Origin of the sequence: Streptomyces sp. NPDC037389, assembly GCF_040636475.1 — a bacterium.
GTDB classification, from domain to species: Bacteria; Actinomycetota; Actinomycetes; order Streptomycetales; family Streptomycetaceae; genus Streptomyces; species Streptomyces hesseae.
In genome coordinates, this window is sequence record NZ_JBEZUS010000002.1 from 660,678 (window position 1) to 675,576 (window position 14,899).

General features: G+C 66.5%; 12 protein-coding genes. All 12 read left to right on the forward strand.

What is annotated here, in order from left to right; all coding sequences use genetic code 11:
• The first annotated feature begins 1 nt into the window (after position 1).
• The 12 genes from AB0E98_RS06580 to AB0E98_RS06635 all read left to right on the forward strand — a co-directional run bounded on the left by AB0E98_RS06580 (position 2) and on the right by AB0E98_RS06635 (position 14,897).
• Positions 2 to 475 carry a hypothetical protein gene (locus AB0E98_RS06580; protein ID WP_361699218.1) on the forward strand — a complete coding sequence of 158 codons (474 nt, stop codon included), beginning with the start codon at positions 2 to 4 and terminating at the stop codon, positions 473 to 475.
• A gap of 75 nt (positions 476 to 550) precedes the next feature.
• Positions 551 to 1,648 (forward strand): hypothetical protein, encoded by a 1,098-nt coding sequence (locus AB0E98_RS06585; RefSeq protein ID WP_361699220.1) that lies wholly within the window; start codon positions 551 to 553, stop codon positions 1,646 to 1,648.
• Positions 1,648 to 1,986 (forward strand): hypothetical protein, encoded by a 339-nt coding sequence (locus AB0E98_RS06590; RefSeq protein WP_361699222.1) that lies wholly within the window; start codon positions 1,648 to 1,650, stop codon positions 1,984 to 1,986. Before AB0E98_RS06585 ends, AB0E98_RS06590 begins: the two co-directional genes overlap by 1 nt.
• Before the next feature lie 330 nt (positions 1,987 to 2,316).
• A complete protein-coding gene (locus AB0E98_RS06595) occupies positions 2,317 to 2,667 on the forward strand; it encodes a hypothetical protein (protein WP_361699224.1) in 351 nt (116 codons plus the stop codon).
• Positions 2,664 to 3,047, forward strand: coding sequence for a hypothetical protein (locus tag AB0E98_RS06600; protein ID WP_361699226.1), 384 nt, complete (start codon positions 2,664 to 2,666; stop codon positions 3,045 to 3,047). Before AB0E98_RS06595 ends, AB0E98_RS06600 begins: the two co-directional genes overlap by 4 nt.
• Positions 3,048 to 3,115: 68 nt before the next feature.
• Complete coding sequence (locus AB0E98_RS06605) at positions 3,116 to 4,042, forward strand: hypothetical protein (RefSeq protein ID WP_361699228.1); 927 nt, start codon at positions 3,116 to 3,118, stop codon at positions 4,040 to 4,042.
• 123 nt (positions 4,043 to 4,165) lie between these two features.
• Positions 4,166 to 4,384, forward strand: a complete 219-nt coding sequence (locus tag AB0E98_RS06610; protein ID WP_361699230.1) for a hypothetical protein — start codon at positions 4,166 to 4,168, stop codon at positions 4,382 to 4,384.
• 212 nt (positions 4,385 to 4,596) lie between these two features.
• Entirely contained in the window at positions 4,597 to 4,794 is a 198-nt protein-coding gene (locus tag AB0E98_RS06615) for a hypothetical protein (protein ID WP_361699232.1), read from the forward strand.
• A gap of 9 nt (positions 4,795 to 4,803) precedes the next feature.
• Positions 4,804 to 11,565 (forward strand): CHAP domain-containing protein, encoded by a 6,762-nt coding sequence (locus tag AB0E98_RS06620; protein WP_361699234.1) that lies wholly within the window; start codon positions 4,804 to 4,806, stop codon positions 11,563 to 11,565.
• Positions 11,566 to 11,678: 113 nt separating this feature from the next.
• Positions 11,679 to 12,581, forward strand: a complete 903-nt coding sequence (locus tag AB0E98_RS06625; protein ID WP_361699236.1) for a phage tail family protein — start codon at positions 11,679 to 11,681, stop codon at positions 12,579 to 12,581.
• A 24-nt stretch (positions 12,582 to 12,605) separates the two neighbouring features.
• Positions 12,606 to 13,823, forward strand: a complete 1,218-nt coding sequence (locus AB0E98_RS06630) for a siphovirus ReqiPepy6 Gp37-like family protein (RefSeq protein WP_361699238.1) — start codon at positions 12,606 to 12,608, stop codon at positions 13,821 to 13,823.
• Positions 13,824 to 14,897, forward strand: a complete 1,074-nt coding sequence (locus AB0E98_RS06635; protein ID WP_361699240.1) for a hypothetical protein — start codon at positions 13,824 to 13,826, stop codon at positions 14,895 to 14,897.
• The last annotated feature ends 2 nt before the right edge of the window (positions 14,898 to 14,899 follow it).

The window sequence follows — 14,899 nt, forward strand, 5'->3', positions numbered from 1 at the left end:
GATGGACGAGAAGACGAACCCCCCTGCCCCGGATGACGCTCCGGCGCCTGCACCAGTCACCCCGGCGCCGGATCTGTCGGCAGAACTGGAGCACTGGAAGCAGCTGAGCCAGGAGCACGAGCAGCGGTGGCAGGAGACGTCACGGGAGCTGGAGCAGGCCCAGGAAAAGGCCCGCACCGCCGCTCTCGCAGAGATGGGCACTGCCCTGGTCGAAGCCGAGCTACGCGCATCGGCCGCCGCCGCTGGTGTCGCGGTGCCCGGTCACCTGGACCTGCCGAGCTTCCTCGGTGAGGACGGCCGGCCGGACCAGGACACGATTTCGGCATTCGTCGAGTCGCTGCCGAAGCCGTCGACCAAGATTCGGGGCTTCGACCTGGCGGCAGTCACGGAATACCGGCCCGGCACCAGTCCCATGCCAACCACGATGGACCCGGTGGAGCTCGCCGACCTGATCGAGGGCCGCAAGCGCAGCTAATCCTTCAACTCCCCTTTCCATAAGAGTCCTTCGGAGGTCCGAGGGGCTTTTTTCATGCTCTTTGGAGGTTAGCCCTTGGCTCTCACCACTCATCATTTCAATCTTGACCCGGCGCAGACGACGATCGCGGCCCTCGGGCTGCTCGACCGCCAGCTAACGCTTGGCGGCATCCCCGCCCGCTACTCGGAGCTGAATTTCACCGGCGGCCTTGGTGACGTCATCAACGTCAACCGGGAGTCCCGGGGAATTCCCGTGACAGCCGCCGGGATCACGGCTCCGATCCAGAACCCGATCAAGGGCGACAAGGACCGCCTTGCCGCGTCCTCGGACCGCCCTCTCCCCAGTGATCCCCGCCTGGCCCCGCAGGGCTTCATTCGTGAGTCCCGGTTCCCGGTGCAGCTGTCGACGCTGGCCCAGAATGCGACCACGCTCAGTATGGAGCAGGTGGCTTTCGATCTGCGGCAGTTCGGCTCTCAGGTTCTGAGCAAGCTCACCCGCGGATTCGCCGAGTACTTCGACGACACTACCGCCGACTTCATCAAGAACAACATCACCCGCGCCGGTCTCAGCGCGGCGGCCAAGAAGGCCGTGGGCGGCGACGTCGCGGTCACCATCCCGGCCGCAGACGGCACTGCCGAGAACATGAAGACGCGCGCCCTCGGGCTACGTACCGCGCTCGTCGATGCCCGCATGGCGATGAACCTGGCCAATGTCCCCGTTTCGGAGCGGTATCTGATCGCCGGCCCCGAGGTAGAGGCGATCCTGCTCAAGGACCCCGAATTCGTCGCTGTCGACTACTCCGGCGACACGAATGCGCTTCGCCGGGCGATCGTCGGCCGTATCTACGGCTTCGACATCGTGATCCACAACTCGTTCGGTCTTGAGGCGTACCTGTTCCACAAGTCGGCGATGATCCTGGTCTCCGCCTGCCCTGCTATCCCGATGGGCGCGGTGAACGGCAGCATCCAGAACATCAATGGAATCGCCACCCGCATGCTGGTCGATTACGACTACGCGAAGAAGGCGGACACGATCGGCCTGGACACGATGTATGGCCTGTCCACCGTCAAGGAGGATCCGGACTACTCGGTTCGTGGCGTCGGCATCGGCGAGAGCTTCGTGCGTGGTCTGAAGATCGCGATCACGGAGAAGCCGGCCGGGGCGGGCTCGTAATGACGTGGGTGTCCCTCGAAGACGTCACAGCCCGGCTGGGCCGTCCCCTCGCCGAGGATGAGCGACCACGGGTGCAGGCATTCCTCAACGACGTCACCGCGCTCGTGCAGGGCTACTGCGGCAGCCGGTACCGCGAAGGCTCGCCGGCCATCCGCGCCGTGATCTGTGGCGAGGTGATCCGGTGGCTGGCCGTGCAGCCCGGCATCGTCGCCGAGAAGGTCGGCGACATGGAAGTCCAGTGGGGAACCGCTGGCACTCAGACGCTTTCCGCCGCTGCTCAAGGGGGCCTTCGTCCCTTCCGGCGGCGTTTCGGGTCCATCGGCCTGTACCGGGTCTGAGGGGCGCACGACGCTCTTCAACGATTCCGTCGAAGTACGCCGGGCGCCGCTGACCGCGACCGCCTACACCAATCACCGCGACTGGCAGCAGTCGGTGACGGTGTGGTCCGGGCGGGCCAGCGTCCAGCCGGACCGGGCCTTCGAGGTCCGTTCACCAGCCCGGGAGACCGCACAGGAGCGGCTGATCATTTTCCTGCCCACAGAGGCGGACGTCGATTCTGCCGACCGCGTCGTCTGGCGGGGTCTGACCTACGAGGTCGATGGCGAGCCCGCCCGCTGGACGCAGGGTTCTCTTCGTCATGTCCGTATCCGTGCGTGGAGGGTGGTGAGTTGAGCAAGTTCACGTTGCGGCTGACGCCTGAGTGGGAGCGGGGCATCTTCCTCTCTCCCCAGATGCGGGACCTGGTCGAGCTGCACACGGTCAAGCTCACCGAAGTGGCCGCCGCGGCGGCACCCCGCCCCAAGAAGCCGACAAAGGACCACTGGAACTCCGTTCCCGACCACATTCGGGCGCGTCTGGCCCTGGACCGCTACGGCTGGTACGGCCTGGTTCTCGTTGAGGAGGACCGGCGGATGCGGCACGCGATGTTGCAGGAGCGGGGTTGGAAGGACCGCAAGGGCCGTGCGCACGCGGGGCGCTGGTTCCTCAAGCGGGCCCTGGAGAAGGAAAGGATCGAGTGAAACAAGACCCCGTCACGGTCGTCGTCGAGTTCCTCCGCGCCGTCCCCGGGCTGTCCGCGCAGTACGTCACGGGTGATCACGTCGGCCACCAGGCCGGCGAGCCCATGATCTACCTTGAGCACAGCGGCGGGTTCCGCATCGTCCGTGACCGCCTCGACCGCGCTGACATCACCGTTGACATCTACCACGAGGACCGCAAGGCCGCGGTGGACCTGGCCTACCGCTGCCGTGAGGCGCTCCTTGAGGAGCTGCCCGGCCTGGTGATTGGTGGCGCGGAGGTCCTGGACGTCGGAGAAATCTCCGCGCCCCGGTACGACCCTGACGCCGTCAGCCGTGAGCACCGCTACAGCGCCGAGGTCGCGGTCTTTTTCGTCGTCTGACCCTTCCCCCCTTTCCTGAGCCGAGCACCTGTCCGTGCTCGGCTTTCGTCTTTTCCCAAGGAGCCCCATTGGCCGACGCTTCCAAGATCCGCTTCGCCCCCAACGGCAACATCTACCTTGCACCTGCCCCGCGTACGGGCACGTCATCGACGGTGCTGCCGACCGATGCCGGTGACGGCAAGACCGCCCCGGCCGGCTACCGGAATTGCGGATTCATTGATCAGAGCGGGGTCACCATCACCCCCTCCATTGAGACAGATCCGGTCAATGTGTGGCAGTCCGCTGTGCCAGTGATGTATACGGTCAAGTCGGCCAGTTTCAAGATCAAGGCCACGCTGATGGAGACCAACGATCTGACCACCAGCCTCTTCTTCGGTGCGGAGTGGAAGCCGCTGAAGGACGCCGAGGGCAAGAACAGTGGCACCTACCGGCTGGACCTGTCCTCGACGCCGGAGCTGAACGAGCTCAGCATCGTGATCGACTGGGCCCAGAAGGGCGTCCCTTACCGGTGCGTCATCCCCCGGGCCATGATCTCCGACCGGGGTGCTATCCAGCTCCAGCGCACCGAGAACCAGAAGTACGAGCTCACCATCGATGCCCTCGATCACGAGGGTGGTCTGGGCTACGTGCTGACCACGGACGACATTCTCGGTCTGGGCCGCCCGTCCGTCCCGGTGGAGCCGGAGCAGCCGTTCAAGGCGGCTGTGTCCGTGCCGGGCTCCGCTACCAACGACAGCTCGAAGGCCTCGTGGACCGCGAAGGTCGCGGTGACCGGCACGACCGGGCCGGCGGTGGTCTCCCTCCTCCGCGCGGACAAGACCGGGTACGAGGACCAGGCGACGGCCACGAAGGACGGCACCGTCGACGTCACCATCCCGCAGGGCATGAAGACCGCGGAGATCAAGGTGACCCACCGCGGCGTGGCGTCCTGCTTCCAGGTCACGGACACCGTTCCGACGGGCACGTCGAAGGCCTGCTTCGTCCCGGCCGCCTAACCCTTCTCTCTTTATCTCCGTCCTGTCGTCAACCCTCTGGAGGGTCTTCTGTCTACTGCAACTACCAAGAACGAGTCCCCGTCGAAGACCGCCGCGAAGGGGGCCGAGGCCGCCGAAGCTCCGGTGGTCATCGAGCACCGCGACATCCGGTTCACGATCCCGCATCCCCTTGATATGCCGATCGGCCTGCTTGAGGCCAAGGACGAGGTGGAGGCGGTCAAGCTGATCCTGGGCGCCCCTCAGTGGGATGCCTACAAGGACAGTGGTGCCACGATCCGTGACTTTCAGGTCCTGGCGGACAAGGTGGCCGCGGCCCAGGGGTTTGACGACGCGGGAAACTGATTCAGACCGTCCGCACAGTCCACGAGCTCTCCGATGAGCTTGAGGCCGATCTCCTGGAGCATTTCGGGGTTGATCTGCTGGACCTGTGGCGTGGACGGCTTTCCCTGCGGCGCGTCAGCGTCCTCATCAAGGCACTGACGCACAAGGCGGGCCGTTCACAGCTCCTGGTCGCCTTGGATGAAACAACGGTGTGGTCCACGCAGGATCACCTCATGGCACGTATCTCCGATGCCATGGAGCTAAGCAACTACCTGTTCCTGAAAGCACATTCGGAAAACGCCAGCACTCTGGATCCCCCCGATCCCCTCCCCCGCCCCGGGGCTCCTCCCACGGCTCCCGAAGAGCCAGTGGAGGACTTCGCCACAGGCGGCGAACTGGCCCAGTTCTTCCAGGAGATGAGCACTATGTAGGAGGCGCCCATGGCCAGCGGCGGCCGTATTCCCATCAAGGTGGGCTCCGGCTACATCGACATCGCCCCCACGCTTTCCCGCGAGGGCACGGCGCGGATGCGGGCGGAGCTGACCCGCCAGATGGAGCTGGCCGGCGCAGCCGGGGGTAAGGCTTTCACCGCCGCCGCGTCGAACGGCATGGCGGCTTTGCCGAAGAGCGCGGCAGCAGCCGCGAAGGCCGCCAAGGTGCACACGGAGAAGGCCGCTGTCGACACTGCGGCGAAGCTGGCGGCGATCGAGGCCGAGCTGACCCGCGAGTACGGGCAGCAGGCCGGGCAGCGCTTCCGTGCCTTCCGCGACCTGGAGGAGCGCAAGCGCCAGGCACTCGAAGGCACCTCGCAGGCGACCCGTCGCGCGGTGCAAGAGACGGTGCGGCTGGAGACGCAGGGTGCACGGGATGCCGCCCAGCGGTGGCAGACCGCCGAGCAGGACCGTCTCCGTCTCCTGGAGGAGCGCCGTCGTGCCGAGGCGCGAGCGGTGGCCGAGCGGGAGCGCGAAGAGCGCGCCGCAGCAGCCGCCCGCCAGCGGGCCCTGGAAGACGCGGCCCGGATGGATCGCGAGATCCACCAGACCCAGACCCGCCTTGCCCGCGAGTCCGCGCGCGAGCAGGCGCAGCTTCTCGCCGAACGGCAACGGCAGGAGAAAGCCGCGGCGGCGGAGCGGCAGCGTGCCCTTGAGGGCGAAGCGCGCATGGATCGGGAGATTCATCAGACTCAGCTGCGCCTTGCTCGGGAGGCTGCTCGTGAGCAGGCGCAGGTTCTTGCTGAGCGGCAGCGTCAGGAGGACGCGGCGGCAGTGGCTCGCCGGCGGGCCCTGGAGGACGAGGCCCGGATGGACCGGGAGGTCCACCAAACGCAGATCCGTATGGCCCGGGAGGCGGCGAAGGTCGCTGAGCAGGCTGAGCGGGACAAGCGCGCGGCGATCCGCCAGACCATGGCCGAGCGGCAGGCGGAGCAGTCCCACGCGATCGGTGCGCAGCTGGCTATTGCTCAGGCTGCCCGGCAGTCCTTGCGGGAGCAGCTGGCCGAGCATGAGCGCACGATGGCGGCGGTGCAGTCGACGCAGGCCACGGCGTGGGCGGCGATGCGGTCGGGGTGGAAGCGCGGTTCTCATGCGATCGAGACGACTGGTACGACGGCGACGGAGACCGGTCATCTGATCACGCGTGGCCTGGTGGCCCCGCTCGGTCTCGCGAGTGCCGCGGCGACGACGTTCGGTATCAAGTCGGCGGATGCGATGCTTCAGGCCCAGGCTGGTCTGAAGGGCATGGGCATTGCCCTGGACGACGTCAATAGTCTGCTGGAGCAGATGACGAAGTACGGTATTGAGACGCCGTATTCGGTCAATGACATGCTCAAGTACGGCACGCGCTATGTGCGGGCGAATACGTCGCACGATGCCGACTTTCAGTCGAAGGATCCTGCCCGTCACGCTCTAGGGTCGGCGAAGGCGTCGCAGCGTGCTGTGGACATGGTCAAGATGGTGGGTGACTCCGCCGCTTATGGCGGTGTCATGGATCCGGCGATGGTCTCGCGAGGCATGTATGCCATCGAGGTCATGCAGGACATGGGCCGCACCAATCTGCGTAACGTGAAGCAGTTGGAGGCCGCCACCGGTATCCCGGCCAACGCCCTGGCGCAGATCCTCGGCTTCAAGTCCCGGAAGCACACCGCCAAGGAGATGGCGGAGCTAAAGGCCCGGGATGAGAAGAACGGCATGGTGCGGAAGGTCCCCGAGACCTACGAAGCGTCGGCCCAGATGCTCGACTTCATGCAGAACGCCAAGGACACTGGCGGCATCTCCGGTGAGCAGCTTATTGAAGGCCTGCTCGACCGGTGGAAGAAGGACCCGCGTATGCGGGGTGCGGCGCACCGTATGGGTAGTGCCACGATCAGCGGTCGTCTTGAGCAGATGAAGGAACAGTCTCAGTTCAATCTGGGCAAGATCTTCTACTCCCAGAACGATCGCGGTGAATACGAGTACACCGGCCTCGGTGCCGCCATCATGGGCAAGAAGGTCTCCGACGAGAACGGGACCCGCTTCGAGGGCGGCCTTCTGAAGGACGCTGGTGAGATCGGCACGAAGTTGCTGCCGATGGGCAAGGAGATGCTGGTCGCATTCTTCGACACCATCGGGACGTTCACCGACTGGGGCAAGGAAACCGTCGATTTCCTGGAGAAGCACCCGGGGCTTCGGAAGCTGGTGCTGGAAGCGGCGAAAATGGCCGCGGTGGCGGCGCCGCTCCTTCTGGCGCTCGGTGTTCTGACGAAGACAGCGGGCAAGCTCGGCAAACTCCTGGGCTTCGCTGCCACGCCCGTGAAGATGCTGGCTGGCACGGTCACCGGCGCGAGCCGGGGTGTGCGTGGCGCCACCCGCTACGGCCGCCAGGTCGCGGGCGGCATGCGCTCCCGGCGTGAGGGTGGCCGGTTCCTTGAGGGCTACGACGCCCAGCGCGACCAGTTCCGGGAGCGGGACCAGACCCGTCGCCGCAATCGCCAGCGTGTGGGGCAGGCGGGCCGGGAGAACGGCCGCTTTCGCACCGCGGCGGGCTACGCCCGCTACGGAACTGCGCGGCTGACCGGCTACGACGGTCCCGGCGACTGGAGGCGACGGCGCAGGAACCGGACCGCCGATATGCACGATCTCGACCAGCGCAGCCGCCAGGCCCTGGCCGGCGGGCGCATGCGCGAGGGCATCCGCCTCAACCGCCGCCGGGACGAGGTGCGCGAGGAGTACCGCGAGAACCGGCGTTCCACCCGCCGCAGTGCGGCTGAGCGGCTGCGCCCGCAGGACAGCACCGACCGCCGGGATGCCGCTCAGCGCGGCATGCGGGAGGCGGAGCAGCAGCTCCGCCAGGTCGACGAGCGCGTCGAGGCTCTCAAGCGGGCCCTTCGCGCAGTCAACGATGCGCCTCTGGGGAGCCTGATTGATCACCTGGGTGGCTCGGTCGGACAGAGCGTCCGGTCCTCGGCCGACCAGGCGCAGTCAGCGGTGCGCCGCATCGTCGCCGACGGCACCTCGCACGTCAACGGCGCCAGCCTTGGCGAGATCAGCAGGAAGCTGGCCGATGTTCAGCAGAAGGCCGACGCGCTTAAGGCGGCGATCCGGCAGGCGGGCCAGGAGGTCAACGATCTCGACGGCCGTCGTCTGGGGTCGCTGCGGGTGCAGCAGCTTGAGCCGACGGAGAAGCGCGCCGACAGCCTCAAGCGGACCATCGGCGACGCCGCCGACCGCGTCGAGAGCCTCAACGGCAAGTCCCTGAAATCGGTACGCGGAGAGTTCACTCTGACCGTGCCGGAGGCGGGGGCGGTCGAGGGCAAGGTCAAGGACGTCATCGCGTCCGTCAACCTCCTCAACCGCAAGTCGTTGAAGCCGATCCGGGACGAGTTCAAGGGCGGCAAGACCAGCCTCTATTCGGCGATCGACGCTGTGTATGACCTGGTCGGCGCGGTGAAGACGCCGGGCTCGGTCAACGGCCGTATCGCCAACCTCAACGGCCGGTCGCTGGCCTCGGTGACGAAGCAGGTCGAGCAGTTGTGTGACGCCCTGCGTGACGCTGCCAAGGCCGCCCGCGACCTCGATGACGGCATCGGGGACGTCAACCGAGACACCAACGGTGGCGGCGGTTCTGGCGGGGGCGGTGGGAAGGGAGGCCCCAAGAAGCCCAAGGGCAAGTTCGCCCGAGGTGGCGTTCTTCCCGGGTACGCCCCGTGGCAGGACTCCATACCGGCGATCCTCAGTCCCGGCGAAGCAATCTTGCGCCCCGAGGTCGTACAGCACCTGGGCGCCCCACGGATCCATGCCTGGAACGAGCTGGCGGTCCGTGGCCGGCTGTCGCGTTTCGCGCGCGGCGGCATCGCCGGCCGGGGTGGTCCGCTGGGGTTCCTCCTCGATGATCTCGACAAGATCGACATGGCGCCGGTCATCAGCCTCTTCGGCAAGACGGTGTCCTTCGACGCCCGTGCTGCCAGGATCGGCGGCCGGACCAGCCGGAACCTCATCAGCTGGGGATCTGAGCGAGGCGGCGGCGCAAGCGGCGAGGGCGCGGCACGGCGCTTTCGCGGCACGCTGGACTTCGCCACGAAGAACATGCCCAAGCTGCTGCGACGGGTGCCGACCGGTGCCGGTCAGCTGGTCGGCCTGGCGGCCGGGGCCATCGCCCCCACGGCGGGCGAGTACTTCTGGGATGACGTCTGGAAGGGCTCCGGCAATATCCTCCAGCGCGGTGAAAAGTTCGCGACGGACCTGCTGAAGCCGGAATCCATCTGGGCGTACGTCAAGGGTGCTCTGGGCGGTCTCGAAGAGGCGATCAAGGCCATCGGTTCCTCGGCCGTCGGCCTCTTCAAGGACCCCATGGGGGCGCTGAAGGAGCCGATCAGCCAGCTGAAGCAGCTGGTCATGGGTCTGGTCGACAGCGTCGACGAATCCGTCCAAGGCGTGCAGGAGATCATCTCCAACCCGTCCGGGTACGCGAAGGAAGTCCTGGGCGAGTTCTGGGGGCGGGCGAAGGATGCCATGCCCAACACCGAGGGTCTCCTGAAGTTCAAGGACGGCGGGATCGTCCCAGGGTTCGCCCCGGGACAAGACTCGCGGCGAGCGCTGGTCGCCCCGGGTGAGGCTGTACTCGTGCCGGAAGCCGCGCGAGCGCTGGGGCACCGGACGGTGCTGGCCCTGAACGCTGCCGCCAAGCGCGGCCGGCTCCCACTCACATCTGGTGACGGTGCTGGCACAGTGGGCGGGACTGCGGCCCCTGATGCTCAGGCCGTTGAGGAAGCCGTGCAGCGGATCCAAGCCGCTCTGGTGTTGATGGTGCAGGCCCTGCGCGACCATCAGGCAGCAGCCCAGGCGTCGTGGGCTGGTGTCGGCGGCTCGGTGCGTACGGCGGTCGACGGGCAGATCATCCCGGCACAGGAACAGTGGATCTCCCGCCTCTCCGGCCCGCTCACCGCTGCGGAGCGCGCGTTCCAGTCCGCTCATGAGGGTGTCTGGACGAGCGTGCAGGCTCGCGTGCTGGCCTCCACCGCCACCATGCTCGGGACTTTCGCCCGCCTCCACGCGGGCGTGTCCGCTCTTCAGGTCACCTTCGAGTCCAGTGGCGGGCGGATCCGCGAGTCCTGGCGGGCCTCGATGGCCATCGTCGACAGCTCCACCCGCAGCACCCTGGCCGGCCCGTACAACTCGGGCGCCGTCCCGATGATGTCGGAGATGGCGAAGCTCGCCGGGACGCCCGCACCGCTATCTCCGGTGCAGTTCTCCCTTGGTGGTGTGGTTCCCGGCTACCGGCCGGGCGTCGACAACGTCCCCGCACTGCTCAGCGAGGGCGAGGGCATTCTTCGCCCGGAGGTCGTACGCGCCCTCGGCGCAGAAACGATCTACCGGTGGAACGACATCGCCCGCCGCGGGGGCAACACGTTCGCGAACGGTGGTGTCGTCGGCGGCGGAGACTGGGTGCACAAGCACCAGAACGATCCCCTTGAGGGCTACGAAGAGGCGGTCCGTAAGGGCTGGGACGCGGCGATCACACCGCACTTGAAGTCGATCAGCTCGAAGTTCGGGCAGGTCGGCCGGCTCAGTTCGGACGGTTTCGGCAAGGCCGAGCCGTGGCTAACCCGGTGGGGCCGCTGGGTGGACGAACATGCCACCGGGGGCGGCGGCCAGGTCGTCAAGCTCGCCCTCCAAGAGGCGAAGAACGGTGACCTGTCCGGCCGGAAGTACATCGGATCGGACGCATACGAATCCTGGTGCGCGGACTTCGTCAGCTGGATCGTCGACCACGCGCAGGCAACCGTCGCGTACGGCGGTTCGCCGACCGGGACACCGGGCAACCGGTGGCCTGCGGTGGCTACCTGGGCCGAGCACATGCCCATGGTCCCGACCGCGTCGGCCCGCCCGGGTGACCTCATGGTCTACCGGGGCTTCGGCCCCGGCGACTGGGGCCACATCAACATTGTCACCGGCCGCCAGGGCACCCAGCTCGAAACGGTCGGCGGCAACGAGTCCCGGTCCCTGCGACGCCAGCTCGGGTACGGCAACAGGGCCGACGGCGCACTCCGCCCACGTGGCGGTGCTCCTGGTGCGGGTGAGGGCCCGTTCCTCAACCCGTGGCCGGGCTCCCTGGCCCGGTTCTCCGAGGGCACTGGCGAGTTCGCCGGGCTCGTCGGCGACGCCGTCGGCCGGTGGAGTCCGCTCGTCGAGCGGATCATTCAGGAACTCGGCGGCCGTGGCGGCATCAACCTCGCGGACGTTCCCCTGGTGCTTCACCGCATCGATGTGGAGTCCGGTGGCGACCCGAACGCCGTCAACAACTGGGACTCCAACGCCCTGGCCGGGGACCCGTCGAAGGGCCTGCTCCAGGTGATCAAGTCGACCTTCGACGCGTACGCGGGACCGTACCGCTCTCTCGGGCAGTACCACCCGGCAGCGAGCCTCTATGCCGGTCTGTCGTACGCGATCGACCGCTACGGCTCCGGGTGGCGCCGGGCCCTGAGCGGCACGTCCGGCTACTGGATGGGCACCCTCTCGGCCTCACCTGGTCTTCGCCTGGTGGGTGAGCAGGGGCCGGAACTCGTGGACTTCCGGGGCGGTGAGCGGGTCCACACCGCGCGCCAGACCCAGGAACTCCTGGGCGGCCGGACCTACGAGATTCACGTCCACGAGGCCAAAGCCGAGTCGACGACTCAGGCGGTGCTGCGGGCCATGCAGTACGCGGAGGTGATGCACGGCGGCATGTAATTGACAAGGAGGGTGCGCACATTCCGATACCGGCAACCCGAGACCGGGTTCTCGAAGACCGGCCTCATCCGGTACCGATCCCGCCCCATGCGATGGCGTGGGGGCACACCTACGTGTCGATCACAGGAAGCGACGGTGAGGGGGAGGAAATCCCCCTCACCTCCTTCACCGACCGGCGATGGCCCGGAATCCTGCTCCAGGCCGGCGCCACCGGCCTGGACACGCCCCCCTTCGAACTGCACGCCGACAGCAGCCCGAACCTCGACGGCTCGATGTTCCGGTCGGCACGTGCGGCGGCCCGCGAGGTGATGCTGCCCGTCTATCTCTACGGCGTCGACCGGCGCTCACTCAAGGAACTCAAGCGCAAACTAATCTCCGCGCTGAACCCCACACGCGGATACTGCGTCCTGAAATTCGTTGAGGCTGATTCTCAGGTCCGCAAGCTCTACTGCTACTACAAGGCCGGGATGGAGGGAAACGAGGCCGCTGACAATGCAGGGTTCCGGTGGATCAAGTACGGGATCCAGCTGACGGCATTCGACCCGTATTTCTACGCGGATGATCTCCGCGTTGCTGAGTGGACGTTCAACCAGGGGAAGGCGTTCCTTCGCAAGAAAGAGGCGTTCTTCCCCGTACCCCTCAGTCGCGGGTCCATGGCCGATCAGAGTATTCCCGTGCTCAATCCCGGCGAGGTCGACGCGTGGCCTGTGTGGGAAATCCGGGGGCCGGTCCGGGGGTTCACCTTCACCAGCCCGGACGGCCAGTCATTCGGCATCACCGCACCGGCCAACGGTGCCGACACCGTGGCAGCGGGGCGGGTGCTGACGGTGGACACCCGTCCCGGCCGCAAGACACTGACCGACGACCAGGGCAAGAACTACTGGCCTCTACTGGACGCCTCCCCGTCCCTGTGGCCGGTCCAGCCCGGGAGGAGCAGCGTCGGCGTGAGCCTCACGGCTGGCAGCGGCCCTGCTTCCCTGAAGCTCACTCTCCGGCCCCGTTACGAAAGCTACTGACATGAGGTGTGTGTGGGATATCGCGTGGAGGTCCGGGACAAGGATCTGAACCGGATTGGAGAAATTGACACATGGATCAAAATGGATCTGGTCATCCGGTTCTGTCAGCAAGGTACATGGCAGATTCTTGTGAAGGACCGCACGCCCCAAGCGCAGCTCTTGCAGCGCGGTGGTGGAATCATTGTCTGGCAAGACGGCGTCAACTTCCCGATCTTCAGCGGTCAGATCGAGTTCTTCCAGCGGTATTGGACGGTTGAGCAGCACACCGGTGCCGGTTCAGTGTTCGTCGGGGGGAAGTGTGACAACAAACTTGCCTACGGTCGGCTGGCCTTTCCTGATCCGTCCAAGCCGGTCGGTCAGCAGTACCAGGCGAAGGACAGCCGCAGCGCAAGCGGTCCCGCCGGTCAAGCCCTGTGGTGGGAGCTCGACCACGCCATCGGCTCCAAGGCCCTGCCCGACCGGCAGGTTGCAGGCGTGGACGTCGGCGTCAACCCGCTGGTCGGGGACACGGTCGCGGACAACCTCCGCTTCGACGTGCTCGGTACCAAGCTCGAAGAGTGGTGCAGGACCAAGAACGTGGGCTACCGCTTCGTGCACGACCCCGACCGCAAGCGCATCGTCCTGGACGTCTTCAAACCGCACGACAAGACCAAGACCGTCCGCTTCGCCCCGGAGCTGGGCAACCTCCGCGAGTACACCTGGACACTCACAGCCCCTCGCGTCACCCGAGCCATCGTGGCCTGCCAAGGCGAGGGAGCCGACCGGTATATCACTCAGAAGGTCGATGAGGAGGCCGAGAAGGAATGGAACCTCCAGATCGAGCAGTTCATTGACCGCCGCGACCTTCCCCTCAAGACGGACCCGGCAACGGGCAAGCCGGTGAAGGCGAAGACAGAGGTCTCGGATGCCGACTTCGAGGCGGCGAAGAAGGCCGTCATCGAGGCGGCCGAGAACGCCCTGCGTGAAGGGGCCCGCAACGGAAATTTCCAGATCTACCCGATCGACACCGAGCAACTGAAGTTCGGCCGCGACTACTTCGTGGGCGACAAGGTGACCGTGGCTGTCGATGGCGAGGAGTACACGGACGTCGTCCGTGAGGTCAACATCTCTGTTGAGGACGGTGGTCGTGTTTCTGCGGTCACGCCGAAGATCGGTGACCAGGGCACCGGTTCACCCCTGAATCTCTACAAGACAGTTTTCGACATGCGGGAGAAGCTGCGGAAGCTGGAAGCGAGGATGTGAATGGCAGAGATCAGCTACCCCTTTTCCCAGTCGAGTAAGACCGGGGGCACCGAGATAGTGTCCGAAGTCCAGTGGCAAGCCATGGCCAATATGTGGGGCGGGGACCGGGTCGATTTCCGGCTCACCAGTGAGTCGTACGCCTCCGGCGCCCTGCCGTTCTCCGCCGCTGTCATCAACGGCCGCACGATCGAGATCCAGCCCGGCCGGGCATGGGTCGGCGGCTTCTACTACCAACTGACCGCCTCCGCATCCGTCACCGTCGAAGCCAATCCCACGGACAAGGCCCGCAAGGACACCCTGACCCTGCGCGCCGACCTGGCGCAGGGGTCGGTGAACCTGGCGGTGATCAAGGGCCAGCCCAGTGCTTCCCCGATCGCTCCGCTGCCCCGGCGAGTACCGGGCCAGCAGTGGGAAATGGTGCTCTACGAGATCGACGTCCCGGCCAAGGACGGCTCACCGCAGCTCTCTTTGCGCGCCCCCTTCGACATGCCGCCGGCCGTGGGCACCCCGTGGAACACCCGAGCCTCCGCGGACTTCCTTCCCATGGGCTCGTTCCTCTACGACATGGACAGCAACGGCGGAGACACCCCCTATGAGGCCTACCGGGGTCGCGACGGCTACATGGTCACCCGCCATCTCGGCAAGTCCCGCACCTACACCCCAGGACTGGCCAACGCGGTCAACGTGCCCACCAACGGAATGATTTTCAAGGGGCGTTGGCGGTGGATCGCTCCGAACGTCGTCTACTACTCGATCAGCATCTCCAACACCACGACCACGAATATCAGGAACCGGCAGGACGATCCCATCGGCTTCGCTCTGCCCCAGCAGGCCAACGGCGATACCGGCCAGATCCTCGCCGGCCACATGCGCAATATGGAGTACCGGGGCGGACTCGCCAACTTCATCCAGCTCCAGGCCCTTTGCTGGCCCGGTGGCGGGTCCACGCACGCCAGCATCTTTCACCAGAACAGCGAGCGGGTCTCTGAGGGGATGGACGCGCTCCGGGTCTTTCCCGGACGGTCGACCATCTTCTTCTCCGGCACCTACGAAACCAACATCTACAACGAATAGGG

Coding starts and splice junctions, on each gene's coding strand:
- AB0E98_RS06580 (WP_361699218.1), top strand. CDS start 2: ATGGACGAGAAGACGAACCCCCCTGCCCCGGATGACGCTCCGGCGCCT.
- AB0E98_RS06590 (WP_361699222.1), top strand. CDS start 1,648: ATGACGTGGGTGTCCCTCGAAGACGTCACAGCCCGGCTGGGCCGTCCC.
- AB0E98_RS06615 (WP_361699232.1), top strand. CDS start 4,597: ATGGCACGTATCTCCGATGCCATGGAGCTAAGCAACTACCTGTTCCTG.
- AB0E98_RS06620 (WP_361699234.1), top strand. CDS start 4,804: ATGGCCAGCGGCGGCCGTATTCCCATCAAGGTGGGCTCCGGCTACATC.
- AB0E98_RS06635 (WP_361699240.1), top strand. CDS start 13,824: ATGGCAGAGATCAGCTACCCCTTTTCCCAGTCGAGTAAGACCGGGGGC.